The organism is Chryseobacterium pyrolae (assembly GCF_025153485.1).
Lineage (GTDB): Bacteria > Bacteroidota > Bacteroidia > Flavobacteriales > Weeksellaceae > Chryseobacterium > Chryseobacterium antibioticum.
The window spans coordinates 210,252-228,212 of sequence record NZ_JANZQH010000005.1 but is presented as its reverse complement, the minus strand read 5'-3'; the positions used below and the strand labels follow the sequence as shown (position 1 = coordinate 228,212).

Sequence of the window (17,961 nt, the reverse complement as noted above, 5' to 3'; positions counted from 1 at the left end):
GAAGATCTTGATCAAAGCGGTTTATCTTTTTACGTTATTTTCTTGTATTCTGATGTCATGTCAGACAGAAAAAAGCATGAGTAAATATCCCGCAACAGTAGGAGACATAGAATTTGATGAAAAGCTGGATGATCCAGCGTTTAAAAAATGTAATCCTGAAAAACTGTTTACCCTTCAGTATTACCAGGGATCAAAAGAGTTTGACTATAAAGGCGAGAAAATAGCCATTATAGAAAAACTGGAAAAAGAAAAAATATCTTCCGAAAGTAAAACGAACGGGTATATTACCGTAAGATTTTTAGTAAATTGTGAAGGAAAAACAGGATGGTTCAGAGTTCAGCAAATGAATGCAGATCTCAGGGAAACAATTATAAATAAAGAATTAGGAGAAAGGTTGCTGCGGTTTACAAAATCGCTGGACGGCTGGATCCCCAAAGAGATAAAAGGTTTTAAAATAGGCTATTATCAGTATTTAACCTATAAAATTGAGAATGGAAAAGTTTCAGAGGTATTACCTTAGCTTTTTGCTGCTTATCGTTTATACCAATACTATTGCACAGGTCAACTGTAATGCAGTAGAGGGTGAGAACTGCAAAAAAGCCTGTGAGTTATACAACTGGGCTTCAGACAGACAGGGCAGCCGGGAATCTCAGGAAGCTTTTGATAAAGCCATCGGATTGTGTCCCGATTTCTCCAATTCCTATATGGAAAAAGCCGTTCCATATCTTAAAAACGGAGATTTTGTAACCTGGAAGATTCTCATCGACAAAGCTGTTGCTGTAGATCCTAAAATGAATTTAGGGTACAGAGGCTGGTGCAAATTCCAGTTTCTGCGTGATTACAGTGGAGCTATTCAGGATTTAGAAGCATTAAAACAATATTATCCCGATGATCTTGGGAGATCCTTAAACGGAGATTATAACCTGGAGGTGGTGAGAGCAATGTCTTACAGTGCCTTGGGGCAAAAAGAAAAAGCTGCAGGGATCATTGAAAAACTTCTGGCATCAAAAGGGTATTTCAAAGGAATGTACGATCACTACCAGCTGGGAGTGACCTATTTTGAGCTTGGCAGATATGACAAAGCTTTAGAGAATTTTGAAAAACAGAGCAAGGAAAACAACTTTGCAGAAAATATATATTTTAAAAGTAAAGTTTCTAAGATCAGAAACAAAGATTATTTAGATTTAAAAAAGGGAGCATTAGCGGCCTATGATGAAGGAAAGACCATGAAGGATGTCTACACTCATCACTTTAACAAAGTCTACAGAAAACAGATCGAGGAACTGTAGATTATTATTAAATCAATAATCAAAAATTTACTTATGAGCAACGAGTTACAAAATATAAAAAACCGCTTTGGCATCATTGGAAACTTTCCTGTCCTGAACAGGGCTTTGGAAAAGGCAATCCAGGTGGCGCCCACAGATATTTCCGTTCTGGTCATTGGGGAAAGTGGAGTAGGGAAAGAATTTATCCCGAAAATCATTCATTCAGAATCAAAAAGAAAACATCAGCCTTATATCGTGGTCAACTGCGGAGCGATTCCGGAGGGAACCATAGACTCTGAATTATTCGGACACGAGAAAGGCGCATTTACAGGAGCTACCGCTACCAGAAAAGGATACTTTGAAGTAGCAGACGGTGGAACCATCTTCCTTGATGAGGTTGGAGAACTTCCTTTACAGACGCAGGTCCGGCTTTTAAGAGTGCTGGAAAGTGGCGAATTTATGAAAGTAGGTTCCTCACAGGTTCAGAAAACCAATGTAAGAATTGTAGCCGCAACCAACGTCAATATGATGAAGGCTATTCATGATGGAAGATTCCGTGAAGATTTATTTTACCGATTAAATACGGTTCAGATTGATATGCCTCCTTTAAGAGAAAGAAAAGGAGATATTCACTTGCTGTTCAGGAAGTTTTCCATAGATTTTGCGGAGAAATACAGAATGCCGGAATTGGAACTGGAGCCAAGCGCTGTTCACTATATTGAAAACTATGCCTTTCCGGGAAATATTCGTCAGTTAAGAAATCTGGTAGAGCAGATGACTGTAGTGGAAAGAAACCGCGAAATAACAGTCGAGAAACTCGCTGAATATATTCCGATGGAAACCCACCTTCCGATGGTGGTCAACAATCAGAATACTCAGAAACAGAATGATTTTGGAAGCGAAAGAGAAATTATGTATAAAATTCTCTTTGACATGAGAAGTGATATTAATGACTTAAAATCACTAACTTCAGAACTGATCAAGAACAAGGGAACGGCCGATTTGAGCAACCAGGAGAAAAATCTGATCAACAGGATCTATTCTGCGGAACAGGCTCAGCCGGTAGCCCAGAATTCACTGCTGTATTTCGAGGATAAATCTCCGGTAGCCCAAAATGCACCGACGATTATGTCAAATGCTGATGACAGCTACGAAGATATTGAAGATATAGAAATAGAAGAAAACAGACCAGAATCTCTGTCGCTTCAGAACAATGAAAAAGATTTGATTATCAAAGCATTAGATAAGCATAAAGGACGCAGGAACAGAGCTGCAGACGAGCTTGGAATATCACAAAGAACTTTATACAGAAAAATAAAACAATATAACTTAGAAGACTAATAACGGGAATGAAAAATTTAGAAGTGCTTAATGTAAAAGAATATGATTTTAATATTGGGAAATACCTATCCCAGGGAACTGAACTGTTCAAAAAAGATATCGGTGGGTTCATTGTAGCCACTCTGCTTCTTTTTGTGATAAGCTTTATCCCTTTTTGTGGTATTCTTGGACTGGGGAACTTCTATAAGATCTGCAAAAAAGTAGATGAAGGTCAGCAGGTTTCGGCAGGAGATATTTTCGACTTTACAGATTTCGTAGTGTATCTGAAATTGTTTCTGCTTATTTTAGCAATATGTATCGTTGTCATGATTCCGATACAGCTTACGTTAGTTCCGTTTCTGCTTGCTGCTGACGTTGAAGGCGGGCAGGTATCTGATACCGGCGCAGCCTTACTGGCGGGTGGAATGGGATTGTGGATAATGCTGATCATGATCGTTTTCATGATTCTTTCTATATCTATGTATTTTGTACAGCCTTTGATCTCGCTGTACAGAATAACAAGCGTAAGAGAAGCGTACAGGCTTTCGTGGAAAATTGCCAGAAAAAACTTTTTTATGATCTTTTTATTCTCAATTGTAGTAGGCATCATATCCCAGCTTGGAATGATCGTATGCGGAATAGGAATCCTGTTTACAATACCTTTGGGAATTTGCATGAAATATGCTGCTTATAAAGATGTATTAGAGTCGTTAAATAAAAAAACGGTATGAGTAAATTAAAAATAATAGTTGGGTTTGTAATGCTTTCGCTGTTTCATCAGTGTTACTCTTTTACAGGATCTTCCTTGACGGATGAGAAGACCGTTCAGATCAATGAATTTCCAAATAATGCAGCACTGGTCAATCCAACTCTTTCCCAACAGTTTTCTACGGATATCCAAAACAGATTTCTGCAGAGAACAACCTTAAAAGGAACAAAATCAAATCCTGATATTTTGATAGAAGGTGAAATCTCCGACTACGGCTATTCACCAACTACGATCAGCTCCAATACAACTACAAACCCTTCGGGTGGAGTAGTACAGCAGGCACAGAGTAAGCTGACGATTTCCGTAAAAGTACATTATGAAAACAAAGTACATCCGGATTCCAGTTTTGACAGAACCTATACGGATGAAGCGGTTTTTAACAGTAACCTGACCCAAAGTGAGATCGAAGCTTCCCAGGTGAAGCTTGTGACAGACAGAATTATTAACAAGATATTTAACGATATTGTAGCCAATTGGTAAGATGAATCCCAGAGTTTTAGAATTATTAAAGAACCCCCAAAATATTCAGTCAGAAGATCTTGGTCTTTTGAAAGAAGAAATCCATACTTTTCCTTATGTTCAGAACATCAGGGCACTTCACTTGTTTGGGGTACACCTTTATGATAAAGAAAACTATCAGAAAGAACTTTCTACAACGGCGGCTTATACCACCGACAAAAAGCTTCTTTATCAGCTGATCAACGGGAAGATTCAGCGAGAACCAAAGCCCGAAATGATAGAAGACAAAAAAGCTTCTAAAACGGCTGAAAAAGAGGTGAAATATTCCTACAAAGACAAAGCTTTCCCGATCAAAAGAGACCAGCCTTCCGAAAAGGTGCAGGACAAATATGAAGCGGTGGCAAGCATAATGCCGCCAGTTCAGGAAATCAAGCACATCCATGTCAACGGAGAAAGAAACAGGATCCTCTTTGAAGGAGAAGAAAACTTCCTTGAAGAAACCCATTCTGAAATAATAGATCTTGAATCTACACTGGAATCAGGGGTAATCGTGACTCAAAAAACGGAACCTGCCACAGAAGATCTTCACGAAGAAACTGTACAGGCAGCAGAAACAGAAAAAAGCGAAGAACAGGAAGAGTTAGAAGTTGGAGCAGAATTTACTCCGGAATTAATTGTTGACGAGAATACAATTGAAAGCCAGACAGAAGAACAGGAAATCGATAAAGATGAAGATGTAAGTTTCCATGAAGTAGAAGAAATCATCATCCCTGAAACAGAAGCGACTGAAGCTACAGAGCAGGATAAAACGGCTGAAGAAATAATTGCTGTTGAAGCAGAACAGGATTCCATAATCGTTGCAGAAGACGAAAATGCAGGCGAGCCGGATGCTGAAATAAGTTTCCACGGAATGGATGAATTCCTGCCGGATGTTAAAATCCAGGGAAATAGTGATGATGAAGCCGTAGCTCCTGAAGTTTCTAAACCGAGTGTTAATAAGCATGAGGAAGAAATGAGACGCCTGATCGAAGAAGTCGAGAAGAAAATGAAAGAAGCTCAGTCAGCTCCCCAGGTTGAAAATGAGGAGCCTGAAATTGTTGACCACGAGATCAGTTTTGCAGAGACTCAGAATTTCCATTTCTGGTCCACTGAAAAAGAGGAAAATAAAGCCGAAGAATCTGCGCCAGAGCCAATAGAAGATAGTATAGTTCAGCCAGAGCCACAGGAAGAGCCTGTAGAGATAAATGAAATAGAACAGCCAAAGGAAATCGTCCCACAAGAAGTTTCTGCCTGGAAACCCATGAGTCTGGACGCAAATCTACCGGATTCTATGATCAGTAAAGAACAGACAGTTCCGGCGGCTAAGATTGAAGTTCCGAAACAGGAAGAAATTAAAGCTGTGGAAGATGTACGTGAGGAAATGGCTGTGCAAGCCGTTGAAGAGCCTCAAAAAGATCTTGAAACCACTTCAGAAGACAATATACTGCCTGTGGAAGAAACGTCAGAAATTGCAGAAGAAAAAGAGGAAGAGGTTAAAAGCTCTGAAAATGGGATCGAAGCAAAAATACCGAAAGAAGAAGTACCAGTCATGAATGTATCTTTCTTCGGGACAGATATTTCAAGTCTATCGGTAGAAAGAGCTGAAAAAGAAAAAAAGAAAGACGAGCCCGTTCAGGAAGTTAAAGCTCAAAATAATACAAAAACAACGGATAACAGTAACGTTCCGGGATTTATCAATACATGGCAGAGTTGGCTTAAAATAGACCGACCTGTAGAGGAAGAAGTCATTGCTGAGAAAAAAGTAAAAGAAGCACCAATCCCGCCGATTCAGGAGAAAGTGATTGAAGCTTTCATTGAGAATAGTCCTAAAATCAGTCAGTTAAGAGATGAGAGCACCTATGTTGTCAGAGAAAAAAATGATGATATTTCCCATTTAATGACGGAAACACTTGCCAATCTCTACTTCGAACAGAAATTATATACTAAAGCTATTAAAGCATTTGAAATTCTAATCAAGAAAACCCCTGAGAAAAAGGAATATTTCCAATCCAAAATTCAGGAAATAAAAGACTTCAGAAGCAAAAACTAAATAGAATAAAAGATAGTAGAAAGGCTGAACACAGAAGTGTTCAGCCTTTAATTTTTTATATATTGTCAGGGGTATTTTTGCTGCCTCGTAGTTTTCGCCAGGCTTTTCGGCCATAAACAATGACCAGAATAATCAGAATCACCGCCAATGCTGCCGCAATAACCGGTGCAGCCATGGCCAGTATAGTCATAATGCCTGCTCCTGCCGTTTCAGTTGTACCTACCACAGAATTTCCTAAACCTCCCGTGGTAGCAGTAGAGGCCGCCCTGATTCCCGCAAAGCCGGAGCTGATCGTGGCTGCCGTTCCCCCGCCCGCAATTAAGGCAAGCGCCCACTGCGGAAAAGTTCCCAGATCTGCAAACTGACTGGCAAATAAAACAGAACCCGCCACCGTAGCCAAAGGTACCGAGATCGTATCCAGCAGATGATCCACAAAAGGAATATAATACGTTAAAATTTCAGCGACAGTGGCAATGCCCGTTGTAATAAGCGCTGGAAGCCCGGCAAGCCAGTCAAAGTGCTCATTCATCGGGATCCAGTGACAATAAGAAGCCAGGCTTACCGCAAACATGGGCAGAAAAACTCTGAAGCCTGTCGCTGCAGCCAAACCGATGCCGATAAAGGCACTCAGTACATAAGAGAAATAGGGAATATGGTCCAACATTTTAATTTTCAGATTTATTGTTTCCTCTAAAATTACAAAAACTATGCAAGATTTGATGAAAATTTATGATCTGTAAAATCATAAAAGATTTATTTCCCTCAGATTTCTCTGATTACACAGATATTTGTTCTGCATGAAATAAAAAAGATGAGCTGTAAAGAAGATATTAAAGTCAAAAGAAATAATTTCACAAAGAATTAAAGATTCTTCTCTGTAAAAATCTGTGCAATCAGTGGAAATAAAGTTTCACCATTTCATTGGTAAACTGTTAAACTGTTGCATTATTAAGCCTTCTTCTGCATCTGGCAGAGCTTGATAAACTGCTCTTCCACCTCCTGAAACTTAGCCGGTATTTCAGAAGAAACCCAGAACATCATGGCTAATGTTTTTTCTCCGAAAGCTTCTTTGTACAAATTCTTGTTCAGTCGGTAACACTCCCTTAGAAGTCTTTTCACCCTGTTTCTGTGGACAGCCTTTTTGAAATATCTTTTAGAAACGGAAACACCAAACTTGTGATTTTCAACCGGAAAATTAGGTTTGTCTTTCAGAATGATGATTCTTAGATTTTCGCAGCTCCTCCATTTACCTTTATCAAAAAGTAAGGCGATCTCAGTATTTTTCTTGAGTTTTTCTTCTCTGGAGTATTTGAAGTTTTGCATTAATCTTGTTTCACTAAATAATTAATCACTTCAGCTGCTGCATACAATCCGAAAATTGCAGGAATATAGCTTACCGTGCCGTAGAAAGACCTTTTGTAATTAGCTCCATCAGTCAGTTTCAGGCTTTCCTCCTGTTGAAGTTCATTGGAGAAAACACATCTGAAGCCTTTGTTGATATTTTCTTTTTTAAGTCTTTTTCTGATTTGTCTGGCCAGGAAACAGTTTTGCGTTTTGCTGATGTCTCGTACCATTACCTTACTGGGATCTGTTTTTCCACCGGCTCCCATAGAGCTGATGAGTTTTATTTTCTTTCTTTTGGCTGCTTTAATTAGAAATAGTTTTGGAGTAATGCTGTCGATGCAGTCCAAAATATAATTAAACTTATCCGACTCAAGAACTTCCTCCATTCTTTCCGGATTAAGGAATTCATTGATCTTAGTCAGATTAAGTTCGGGGTTGATGTCCAGAAGTCTTTCTGCAACCACTTCCACCTTGTGCTTTCCTACCGTAGAATGCAGGGCTGGAAGCTGTCTGTTAATATTCGTGATATCCACCGTGTCACCGTCTACAATTGTCATGTTTCCCACACCCGATCTGGCTAGAAATTCTGCGGCAAAAGAACCTACTCCTCCCAAACCTATCACCAGGACATTTGCCTTATTAAGCTTTTCTAATCCCTCTTCTTTGATCAGGAGTTCCGTTCTCTCCAGCCAGTACTTATCCATTCTTTATCGTGTCTAAATTTTCTAAAATGTGTTCATTCAGTTTTTCCAAAGAAATACCCTTTAACTCCGAAACTTTTGAATATAATTCTTCAATATTAAAACATTCATTATCAGTTTCTAAAAAGATTTTATCAAGGGGTGTATTCCTTACAATATCCTGCAAAGATAAATGATACAAAACAGCTTTTCCAAAACTCAAATAAAAATTATTTTTCAGGAGGTCTTCAGCAATGCGTTGCTTTTTGTTAAAACCATGAATGATAACCGCCTGTTCAGCTTTCTTTGTTAAAGAAATAACCTCATAAAATTTTCTGACACAATGAATGATTAAAGGTTTTCTGATCTCATTGGAAATAAGAATTTGTCTCAAAAAAACTTGCTCCTGGATCTTTTGCGGGGTGAGTACCATGGAATCCAAGCCACATTCTCCAATGGCCACACAGTTTTCCGAAATGTTTGATTCCAGCCAGCTGAACTGTTCTTCCATAGAATCTACAGCGATATCTTTGGGGTGTATACCTATAGAATAAGCTGATTCCGGTGGAACCGTCCCGAAGTCTATATTGTAGATCCCGTCCCGAGTATTCTTCTTATGATGGTGAAAATCAAAAAAATCCATTCACAAAAGTACGATTATCTAGAAAATTAATTTAAAATTATTAAACGAACGTTTACAATTGTGTTAAAAATTTCTTAACTTTACTCAAAGTACACTTCATGAGAAAAAAATTTACAGAAAAACAAATCCATATACTGGATATTGCTGAGGAGCTTATTGCCAAAAAAGGGTATGAAGGAACCTCGGTAAGAGATATCTGTTCCAAAGCCAACATCAATGTGGCGATGATTTCCTATTACTTTGGTTCCAAAGAAAAAATGATGTCTTATCTTTATCAGTACAGAGTGCTGAAAACAAGAGAGAATTTTTCAGAATTTGCGGATACCATAAAGGATGGTAAACCTGAAATGCAGCTGAGAGAGATCATCAAATACATTGTTTCCCAATTGTTCAAATACAACTATTTCCACGGGTTTGTTACCCAGGAGCTCAGGCATACCGAAAACTTAAAAGATGAGCTGCTTGATTTCTACCAGCTGTTTGTTAAGAAACTGGACGATGTGATCAAAAAGGGGGTGGCTTCGGGAGTATTTACTTTCACACCGAAACCTGAAGATATCCTTACCATGATTATAGGGTCCACATTATTCGTCATCAGGAATAAAAACTTTTATGAGCTGTATGTGCCGAGTAAAAACGAAGAAGCTTACACCAAAGAAGCGGAGAAAAAAGTGAGAATGAATCTTTTAGTCAGTGTTTTTGCTATTTTGGGATACGCTGCAGACTAAATTTACGTTAAATATTCATAAAAAAAAATCTATTGACAAAAAAGTTATATTTTTGCAAATTAGTAAATCGGCCGTATAATCCGAAAACTGTTGAATTTTTTATATGAAAAAATATATTTTAGGTCTTTTTGCTGTGGCAGTTGTTTCCTCATGCGTAAGCCAGCAGGAAAGAGCAATGAAGAGTGCTGACAAGAATTTTATCTTAAAGGCAGCGAATGATAATTTTACCAAAAAGAAGTGGAAAAATGCATTGGCTCTATATGACAGGCTTACTAACCTTGTAGCAGGAACAGATGATTTCCCAAACGTAGGTTTTAATACTGCTTATGCTAACTATTATGACAAAAGTTATAAACTGGCAGGACATCAGTTTAAAAACTTTGCGGTGAACTTTCCTAAGGATCCAAGAGCAGAAGAAGCGGCTTATATGTCGGCATTATGTTACTATGAAGGTTCTATGGACTATAATTTAGACCAGTCTACCACAGAAACTGCGATTAATGAGCTTCAGGACTTCCTGACCAATTATCCAAACTCTGAAAGATCTAAAAATATCGGTCAGCTTGTTGACGAGCTATCTTATAAACTGGAATTTAAAGCATACGAAAATGCCAGACAGTATTTCAAGATGGGTGAGTACAAAGCCGCTAACGTTGCTTTTGAAAACGTATTGGAAGATTTTCCAAGTACCAAACTCCGTCCGAAAATTTATGATTTTATCATGAAGTCCCGTTACGAATTGGCTGTAAAGTCAATTTATGACCTTAAAGACGAGCGTATAGAAAGTGCTCTTGCTTATACCAAACTGGTAGAAAAAGAACTTCCGAATACAGAATATGCAAAAACAGCAGCAGATCTGAAAGGAAAACTGGAAAAAGAAAAGCAAGACTTTGTGGTTGTTAAAAAACAAACAGAAGCAAGAATTGCAGCTTTAACGGCAAAACAGAAAAAAGAGGCAGAAAGACTGGCTGAAAAAAATAAAACGGAGCAGCAAATCAACGATCAGATCAGCAATGAAAAGAAAGCAATGCAGATCCAGAGGGATAGTGCGGCACTTAATACCCCTCCACCAGCTGCCACTTTCAAAATCCAAAGATAATTCGTAAATTTGCCGTCTTATTAATAAAATAATTTTCTCAAAATGAGTGTAAAAGATACAAAAGCAGAAGTAAATACTATTACTTACGATAAAGACAAGATTGAAGATAAAGTAGGTTCAATCTATGAAGCTATTGTTATCATGGGAAAGAGAGCAGAGCAGATCAATGCGGAGATCCGTACGGAACTTCACAATAAATTGGACGAATTTGCTGTGCACAATTCTACATTGGAAGAGGTTTTCGAAAACAGAGAGCAGATAGAAATCTCTAAACATTACGAAAAACTTCCTAAGCCTACTTCTATTGCTATCGAAGAATGGCTGAATGAAGATATCTATTTCAGAAAGACAGAAGACAGAAAATAATTATTTTTGTTTTTAATCATATGAAGGTCATAAGGGGATTTAATTCTTTTATGACCTTTGTCTGTTTATATCCGGCTTTGTGCTAAAAAATAAGTAATTTAGTATTTCAAAAAATTAAAACTAAATGAGTGTTTCCGGTAAAAAGATACTTATCGCTGTTTCTGGCGGAATTGCGGCCTATAAAATTCATTTCCTCATCAGGGATTTTGTGAAAAAAGGAGCCGAAATTCAGGTGATTATGACTCCAGATGCAGAACAGTTTGTAACAAAACTAAGTCTTTCAACCCTTTCAAAAAAACCTGTCTACTCAGATTTTTACAGTGATAACGGTACCTGGAACAGCCATGTAGAGATGGCTCTGTGGGCAGACGTAATGATCGTAGCTCCATGCACAGCCAATACATTAGCTAAAATGATTCATGGCATGTGTGATAATCTTGTCATTGCTACCTATATGTCTGCTAAATGCCCTGTATTTATTGCCCCGGCAATGGATCTGGATATGTATGCACATCCTTCCACCAAACAAAACCTTGAAATGGCGGAAGATTACGGACACTTTATCATCCCCGCTGAAATAGGAGAATTGGCCAGTGGATTGGTAGGACAGGGAAGAATGGCAGAACCTGAGACTATCGTTAAAACTGTTGAGAATTTCTTTACTTCCGGCAGCCACATCAAAAGCCTGGAAGGGAAAACGGTTCTGATCACAGCCGGACCTACCTATGAAGCCCTTGATCCCGTTAGGTTTATCGGGAATCATTCCTCTGGTAAAATGGGCTTTTCCCTTGCTGAAGAAGCGTCGATGAGAGGCGCCAGAGTTATTTTAATCTCCGGACCCAGCGCTCAGACCACCGATGATAAAAATATAGAACTTCATAAAGTAACTTCTGCCAGAGAAATGCTGAATAAAGTTTTTGAATTCTATGACCATATCGATATCGGTATTGCCAGTGCCGCAGTAGCAGATTATGCCCCAAAAGAGGTGGCTAAAGAAAAAATTAAGAAGAATGACGAAAATTTAACCATCGAATTGGTTAAAAATCCCGATATTCTCAAAACAATGGGCGAAAAGAAAACCCATCAGTTTCTTGTAGGTTTTGCCCTGGAAACTCAGAATGAAGAAGAAAATGCCAAAGGAAAACTGGAAAAGAAAAACCTTGATATGATTGTCCTAAACTCCCTCCGCGACGAAGGAGCGGGCTTTAAAAACGATACCAATAAAATCAAAATATTCACCAAAACAGAAAAAAAGGAATTTGACCTTAAATCCAAAGATAAAGTGGCCGTAGATATTCTGGATTTTGTTGAGGCTCAACTTTTAAAATAATTTTAATAAATTTCCGTTCTCAATTTTTAATAGATAATGAAAAAAATCATAAGCCTATTCTTGCTGCTATTTATATATAATCTGAGTTTTTCCCAGGAACTGCTTGCAACGGTACAGATCAACTCCCAGCAGCTGGGAGGAAGTAACCAGCAAGCCTACAAAGCCCTGGAAAAAAGCCTTAGAGACTTTATCAATAATACCAGCTGGACCGGAAAAAAACTCCAGAATTTCGAAAAGATCAAATGTAATTTCGCGGTCGTTATTGCAGAAAAAGATGGAAACAGATACAAAGGAAGCATTGTAATTCAGGCTGTACGTCCCGTTTACAATACCAACTACGAATCACCACTCATCAACCTTCAGGACCAAAGGTTTGCCTTTGAATATATTGAAAATGAAAATCTTGTATTTAACGAAAGACAGTTTTCAGGAAAAAACCTGATCGATGTCGTAAGTTTTTACGTGTACGTGATTTTAGGCTATGACGCAGACAGCTTCCAGTCTATGGGAGGCGCACAGTGGTTCTCCAAAGCTCAGCAGATAGCTCAGAATTCGCAGAACAGGAACTATGAAGGGTGGAATATCATCAATGAACCCCGAAGCCGTACGATACTGATCAATGAGATCATCAATCCGAACTGGAGCCAATTGCGTTCTACAATGTATACCTACCACAGAGCAGGCCTGGATAATTTATTCAATCAGGATCAAACTGCCGCAAAAAAAGTGATTTTTGATGCCCTTATGCAGTTGAAAATGTACGAAAACTCCTTTCAGCAGTCTTATTACTTCAATCTGTTTCTTGACAATAAAAGTGATGAGATCTTCAATGTTTTCAATTCCGGAAACAATGGAGGACTTATTATGAATGACCTGAAGCAGCTGATGATGACCCTGACGCCCAAATATTCAGAGAACAAATGGAGCAAGTGGAAATAAAATCCGCCAGTTTTAGCCATTGAATACCGAATACTAAATTCTATATTTGCATTACTTAAAGTAATCAGCTATTATCCATGCTTTCGAGAATTTACATTAAAAACTTTGCCCTGATTGATACTCTTGAAGTATCATTGAATAACGGTCTGCAGGTAATTACCGGCGAGACCGGAGCTGGGAAATCTATTATTTTAGGTGCCTTAAGGCTTATTCTTGGTGAAAGAGCAGAAGTAAAATCTATTGCCAAATCGGAAGAGAAAAGTATTGTAGAAACTGAATTCGACCTAAATAACCAGTTCAAAAAATTCTTTATTGAAAATGATCTGGATTATGAACACCAGACCATCATCAGACGGGAAATCCTTCCTTCAGGAAAATCCAGAGCGTTCATCAATGATGTACCTGTAACCCTTGATGTCCTTAAAGAATTGACATCTCAACTTATTGATATTCATTCCCAGTTTGAAACCTCAAACCTTTTTACCTCAGAATATCAGTTTAAAATTATAGATGGACTTTCTGAAAATAAAAAGACGATTGAAGACTATCAGAATGAATTTTCAGACTTTCAGAGCTTAAAAATACAGCTTAAAAAACTTCAGACTCAGCTTTCCGAAAACAGAAAAGAAAGTGACTACAAAGAATTTCTGCTGAACGAACTCGAGGAGCTTAAATTGGATGATGTAGATTATGAAGACCTTCAGAATCAGTTGTCTGTTCAGGAGAATGCCGAAATGATCTCTGAAAATATTGTACAGATCCTGTCCAGATTTCACCAGGAGGAAGTGGGGATTCTGTCTTTCTTTAACGAAGCCAAACATAAACTGTCACGAATTGCCGAAGTTTCAAACAGTTTCTCAGAACTTGACGAAAGATTGGAAACCTCTTTTGTGGAACTGAAAGATATTATTTCCGAACTTGAAAATGAGTCCGAAAGAATAGAGATCAACCCAGCTAATCTGGCGATCCTTGTCGAGCTTAATAATAAAATCAACGCCCTCTTTTTAAAGCATAATATTTCTGATATCAATGAGTTGAGAGAACTCAGAGATCAGCTCGCAGGTGAACAGAAAGGAGCTTCAGAACTGGAAGATCATATTGCTGAGATCCAGGAAAATATCTCCAAAAAAGAGAAAACACTTCAGGCTCTTGCCGAAAAACTTTCGAAAAACAGAAAAAAATCTGTACCTGTTTTCATTAAAAAAGCAGAAACTCTTCTTAAAAAATTAGGACTTGAAAAATCCAGAGTGGATATTGAACTTCAGGATACACCAGAGTTTAATGCATTTGGAAAAGAAAATATACAGTTGCTCTTTCAGGCCAACTCAGGCTTTCCTTTAAAGCCGATCCAGACCGCTATCTCCGGGGGTGAAAGATCCCGAGTAATGCTTGCGGTGAAAAAGATCATTGCCGAAAGTGATGAGCTTCCAACACTTATCCTGGATGAAATTGATACCGGAGTTTCCGGAAAAGTAGCCGAAGAAATCGGAAACCTGATGAGAGAAATGTCTGCGGATATGCAGCTCATCGTTATTTCGCACCTGGCCCAAGTTGCTGCCAAAGGAAATGACAATTACAAAGTCGTAAAACGTGATATCTCCGGCAAAACACAATCTACCATCATTCCTCTGAACGAAGAAGAAAAACTAAACGAGATCGCTCAGCTCCTTTCCGGAAGCAAAATTACCGAGGCCGCACTGGCACAGGCGAAAGAATTAATTGGCTAAAAAGCTGTAACATATTTTACATTATATTTACTAATATAAAAAACTAAAATATGTTTCTAAAGTTCCTCAGACTGGAAATCAAAAGCTTTTTCCGTGGTACCTCTGTAGGCGTGAATCTGGCCATGAAGATCCTTCGTTTTATAGGAATCCTTTATTTTATGGCCTGCCTGGCTGGAGGTGCTTTTGCTGCATTCTTCTACGTGCGGGACGAAATGCATCAGGATCCTTTAAAAGCGATTTCAAAACTTTTAGTTGTTGCCTGGGCGGTAGACCTGATTTTAAAGTATATCTGGCAGGAAATGTCAACCCAAAACATTAAGCCATTCCTGACCCTGAATATTCCCAAGAATACGCTGGTCAATTATATGCTCGTGAAAACCTTTCTTTCCGCATTGAGCTGGCTGAATTCCCTATTCTTTATCACCTTTTCCGTCATTGCAATGTTCAACGGATATAGTGTTTTCGGCATTCTGGCTTGGTTTATCGGGGTTTCTTTTTTGTTTTACCTGAATAATTTCATCAATATTCTCTTCAATGATAAAGAAATTGTCGCCATTATTGTAGGCTGTCTCTTTGCAGCGGTTGCTGGTCTCGGTTATTACCATATCGTACCTGTACTTTCTTACTCAGAGAGTTTTATATACAGCTTCTACCAAAATCCTTACTTTATTCTTATTCCAATGGTGTTGTTTTTTGGTTTATGGATCATATGTTTTAAATATGTCCGTAAAGAATTCTATCTCGATCAGGGTCTGGAAGCTAAAAAACAGTTCGGAAGAACAGAAAATATTGCATTCTTAAACAAGTATGGAGTCATTGGAACATTCATCAACAATGATATTAAAATGCTGAGACGGAATAAAGTAACCAAAGGAATTCTGATCGGAAGTTTTTTATTTCTTTTTTACGGAATGCTGATGTATACTTCTGTGATCTATAAAACACCTGCCATGATGATGTTTATGGGGCTGTTTGTAACGGGAGGGTTTCAGTTTCTTTTCGGGCAGCGGGTTCCTGCTTTCGACAGTTCGTACTATCCGTTGATGATGACCTTGAATGTACCTTACAAAGAATATCTCAAAGCAAAATGGTGGCTGATCAATATCGTGACAGCCGCTTCAATGATTATTGCGCTGTTTTATGCGTATTTTGGATGGGAACTCTATATCACATTTTTTGCAGCAGGACTTTATAATATGGGCGTGAATTCCCAGCTTACTCTTTGGTCCGGAGCTTTTAACAAAACCCAGATTGATCTTAATTCAAAAGAGAAAAGGATAGGGCAAAAAAACAGTTTTAACCTGAAGTCGATGCTCCTTCTGATTCCGAAAATGCTGCTTCCGATGGGTGTTTTTGCTGTGTCAAAATACTTCTTTGGAATGACAGCGGGGGTCGTAAGCATAGCTATTTTAGGGCTCGTGGGATTTTTATTCAGAGAAAAAATATTCGATATCATTGTCAAACAATATAAACGCGAAAAGTACAGTACACTGGAAGCATTTAAAAACAAAGACTAAACTATGATTACTATCAATAACTTATCCAAGACCTATGGAACGGCTACAGTTCTTAATATAGAGCATCTCGAAATTCCTAATGGGGAAACATTTGGGCTGGTAGGAAATAATGGAGCGGGAAAAACGACGCTTTTTAGCCTTATGCTGGATCTGATTCAGCCTACGACAGGCTTTGTAAGCATCGAGGATATCAAAGTCAATGAATCTGAAGCCTGGAAAAATAAAGTCTCTGCTTTTGTGGATGATACTTTCCTGATCGGATACCTTACTCCTGAAGAATATTTTTACTTCATTGGGGAGCTAAGAGGCCAGAATAAAGCTTCCATAGATGAATTTTTAAAACCGTTTCATGATTTTTTTAACGGAGAGATCCTGAATTCAGGAAAATACGTCCGTGATCTGTCCAAAGGAAACCAGAAAAAAGTAGGAATTATAGGAGCAGTTATCGGAAATCCGGAGATTGTGATCCTTGATGAACCTTTTGCCAACCTGGACCCTTCTACCCAGATCAAGCTTAAAAACCTGATCAAAGAACTTTCAAAGCAGGACGGAGTTACTTTTCTGATTTCAAGCCACGACCTTTCGCATACAACCGAAGTCTGTAACAGGATTGTTGTGGTCAACAAAGGACAGCTTGTAAAAGACATCAAGACCAATCCGGAAACATTGCAGGATCTGGAGCAGTATTTTGCAGATCAGGTTTCTGCCTCTTCAGTAATTTAATTTAGATAAAAAATAATGAGTATAGAATCACAAAACGTCACGGACTATCCTAACAGCAATACTATTTTTATGGTGTGGAATCTGAATGACAGCCCACAGCTAAAAGATGTTTTCCGGCAGCTTTGTGCTTTGATTCTCAACCTTAATAATTCGGTCTTCAACAGGTTTCCGGACAGCAGGGCAAGCTGTGTCATGGGAATAGGTTGTGAAGGCTGGAAAAAATTAGAACTTCCAACTCCGTTCCCTAAAGAATTGGTCAATTTTGAGGAAATTAGAGGATTAAAGCACACCGCTGTTTCCACACCCGGCGATCTTCATTTTCACCTGAGAGCCGATAATAAAAGCCTTATTTTTGATATGGCGATAGAAATTTCAAAACTTTTGAATCCCGTTGCCGAAAGTATTCTTGAAATCCACGGATTTAAATACTGGGATGCCCGGTCAATTCTCGGTTTTGTAGATGGTACAGAAAACCCGCATGGGGAAGACCGCGATTACTTTGCGAAAATTGGAGAAGAAGATTTACAGTATAAAGGCGGAAGTTACTTATTCGTCCAGAAATATCTTCATAATATGGATGCCTGGAAAAGCCTTTCAACAGAAGAACAGGAAAAAGTGATCGGACGATCAAAAGAAAATGACATTGAAATGTCGGATACCGTAAAACCATCCAATTCCCATATCGCTTTAGCCAATATTGAAGGTGAAAACGGAGAAGAGCTTAAGATTGTAAGGGACAATATGCCTTTTGGAAGCCCATCGTCCAATGAATTCGGAACTTACTTTATTGCATATTCAAGTACATTCAGTACCACGAAGAAGATGCTGACGAATATGTTCGTTGGCGATCCGGTTGGGAATTACGATAGAATTTTAGATTTCAGCACAGCGGTGACCGGAACATTGTTTTTTGTTCCTACGAGGAATATGCTGGATGAATTTTCAGGATAATAAAAAGGC

The 17,961-nt window shown here is 38.5% G+C and carries 19 protein-coding genes; 15 read left to right on the top strand and 4 right to left on the bottom strand.

Going from position 1 to position 17,961, the window contains the following annotated elements:
* Positions 1-76 precede the first annotated feature (76 nt).
* Genes NZD88_RS12535 through NZD88_RS12510 form a run of 6 tightly spaced genes read left to right on the top strand, consistent with a single transcriptional unit; the run spans position 77 to position 5,905 of the window.
* Complete coding sequence (locus NZD88_RS12535; protein ID WP_259829561.1) at positions 77-520, top strand: hypothetical protein; 444 nt, start codon at positions 77-79, stop codon at positions 518-520.
* Positions 492-1,289: a tetratricopeptide repeat protein gene (locus tag NZD88_RS12530; protein WP_259829560.1), complete on the top strand. Its 798-nt coding sequence runs from the start codon at positions 492-494 to the stop codon at positions 1,287-1,289. The genes NZD88_RS12535 and NZD88_RS12530 overlap by 29 nt, the downstream gene beginning before the upstream one ends.
* A 33-nt stretch (positions 1,290-1,322) precedes the next feature.
* Complete coding sequence (locus NZD88_RS12525; RefSeq protein ID WP_259829559.1) at positions 1,323-2,609, top strand: sigma-54 interaction domain-containing protein; 1,287 nt, start codon at positions 1,323-1,325, stop codon at positions 2,607-2,609.
* A gap of 8 nt (positions 2,610-2,617) precedes the next feature.
* On the top strand, positions 2,618-3,319 hold the full coding sequence (locus NZD88_RS12520; RefSeq protein ID WP_259829557.1) for a DUF4013 domain-containing protein: 702 nt from the start codon (positions 2,618-2,620) through the stop codon (positions 3,317-3,319).
* On the top strand, positions 3,316-3,837 hold the full coding sequence (lptE, locus tag NZD88_RS12515) for an LPS assembly lipoprotein LptE (protein ID WP_083563887.1): 522 nt from the start codon (positions 3,316-3,318) through the stop codon (positions 3,835-3,837). The genes NZD88_RS12520 and lptE overlap by 4 nt, the downstream gene beginning before the upstream one ends.
* A gap of 1 nt (position 3,838) precedes the next feature.
* Positions 3,839-5,905, top strand: coding sequence for a hypothetical protein (locus NZD88_RS12510; protein WP_259829555.1), 2,067 nt, complete (start codon positions 3,839-3,841; stop codon positions 5,903-5,905).
* A gap of 55 nt (positions 5,906-5,960) precedes the next feature.
* Here the strand turns inward: NZD88_RS12510 and NZD88_RS12505 are convergent, their stop codons facing one another.
* The 4 genes from NZD88_RS12505 to NZD88_RS12490 form a co-directional block, all read right to left on the bottom strand.
* The gene (locus tag NZD88_RS12505) at positions 5,961-6,569 is read right to left on the bottom strand and encodes a DUF4126 domain-containing protein (protein WP_259829554.1); all 609 of its coding nucleotides are present in this window, start codon (positions 6,567-6,569) and stop codon (positions 5,961-5,963) included.
* A 284-nt stretch (positions 6,570-6,853) separates the two neighbouring features.
* A complete protein-coding gene (rnpA, locus tag NZD88_RS12500; protein WP_259829553.1) occupies positions 6,854-7,228 on the bottom strand; it encodes a ribonuclease P protein component in 375 nt (124 codons plus the stop codon).
* A complete protein-coding gene (locus NZD88_RS12495) occupies positions 7,228-7,953 on the bottom strand; it encodes a tRNA threonylcarbamoyladenosine dehydratase (RefSeq protein WP_259829552.1) in 726 nt (241 codons plus the stop codon). The genes rnpA and NZD88_RS12495 overlap by 1 nt, the downstream gene beginning before the upstream one ends.
* Entirely contained in the window at positions 7,946-8,572 is a 627-nt protein-coding gene (locus tag NZD88_RS12490; protein WP_259829551.1) for a TatD family hydrolase, read from the bottom strand. Before NZD88_RS12490 ends, NZD88_RS12495 begins: the two co-directional genes overlap by 8 nt.
* A gap of 98 nt (positions 8,573-8,670) precedes the next feature.
* Between NZD88_RS12490 and NZD88_RS12485 the strand changes: the two genes are divergently transcribed.
* The 9 genes from NZD88_RS12485 (at position 8,671) to NZD88_RS12445 (ending at position 17,952) form a co-directional block, all read left to right on the top strand.
* On the top strand, positions 8,671-9,300 hold the full coding sequence (locus NZD88_RS12485; RefSeq protein WP_073328854.1) for a TetR/AcrR family transcriptional regulator: 630 nt from the start codon (positions 8,671-8,673) through the stop codon (positions 9,298-9,300).
* Positions 9,301-9,403: 103 nt separating this feature from the next.
* A complete protein-coding gene (locus tag NZD88_RS12480) occupies positions 9,404-10,399 on the top strand; it encodes an outer membrane protein assembly factor BamD (RefSeq protein WP_259829549.1) in 996 nt (331 codons plus the stop codon).
* Positions 10,400-10,441: 42 nt separating this feature from the next.
* Positions 10,442-10,765, top strand: coding sequence for a DNA-directed RNA polymerase subunit omega (locus tag NZD88_RS12475; RefSeq protein ID WP_027372958.1), 324 nt, complete (start codon positions 10,442-10,444; stop codon positions 10,763-10,765).
* Positions 10,766-10,889: 124 nt separating this feature from the next.
* Complete coding sequence (coaBC, locus tag NZD88_RS12470) at positions 10,890-12,095, top strand: bifunctional phosphopantothenoylcysteine decarboxylase/phosphopantothenate--cysteine ligase CoaBC (protein ID WP_259829546.1); 1,206 nt, start codon at positions 10,890-10,892, stop codon at positions 12,093-12,095.
* Between the two features lie 36 nt (positions 12,096-12,131).
* A complete protein-coding gene (porD, locus tag NZD88_RS12465; RefSeq protein WP_259829545.1) occupies positions 12,132-13,034 on the top strand; it encodes a type IX secretion system protein PorD in 903 nt (300 codons plus the stop codon).
* A 77-nt stretch (positions 13,035-13,111) separates the two neighbouring features.
* Positions 13,112-14,761, top strand: a complete 1,650-nt coding sequence (locus tag NZD88_RS12460) for a DNA repair protein RecN (RefSeq protein ID WP_259829544.1) — start codon at positions 13,112-13,114, stop codon at positions 14,759-14,761.
* Between the two features lie 50 nt (positions 14,762-14,811).
* Positions 14,812-16,278 (top strand): DUF5687 family protein, encoded by a 1,467-nt coding sequence (locus tag NZD88_RS12455; protein ID WP_259829542.1) that lies wholly within the window; start codon positions 14,812-14,814, stop codon positions 16,276-16,278.
* Positions 16,279-16,281: 3 nt separating this feature from the next.
* A complete protein-coding gene (locus NZD88_RS12450) occupies positions 16,282-17,001 on the top strand; it encodes an ABC transporter ATP-binding protein (RefSeq protein WP_259829540.1) in 720 nt (239 codons plus the stop codon).
* A gap of 15 nt (positions 17,002-17,016) precedes the next feature.
* Complete coding sequence (locus NZD88_RS12445; protein ID WP_259829538.1) at positions 17,017-17,952, top strand: Dyp-type peroxidase; 936 nt, start codon at positions 17,017-17,019, stop codon at positions 17,950-17,952.
* Positions 17,953-17,961: the final 9 nt, after the last annotated feature.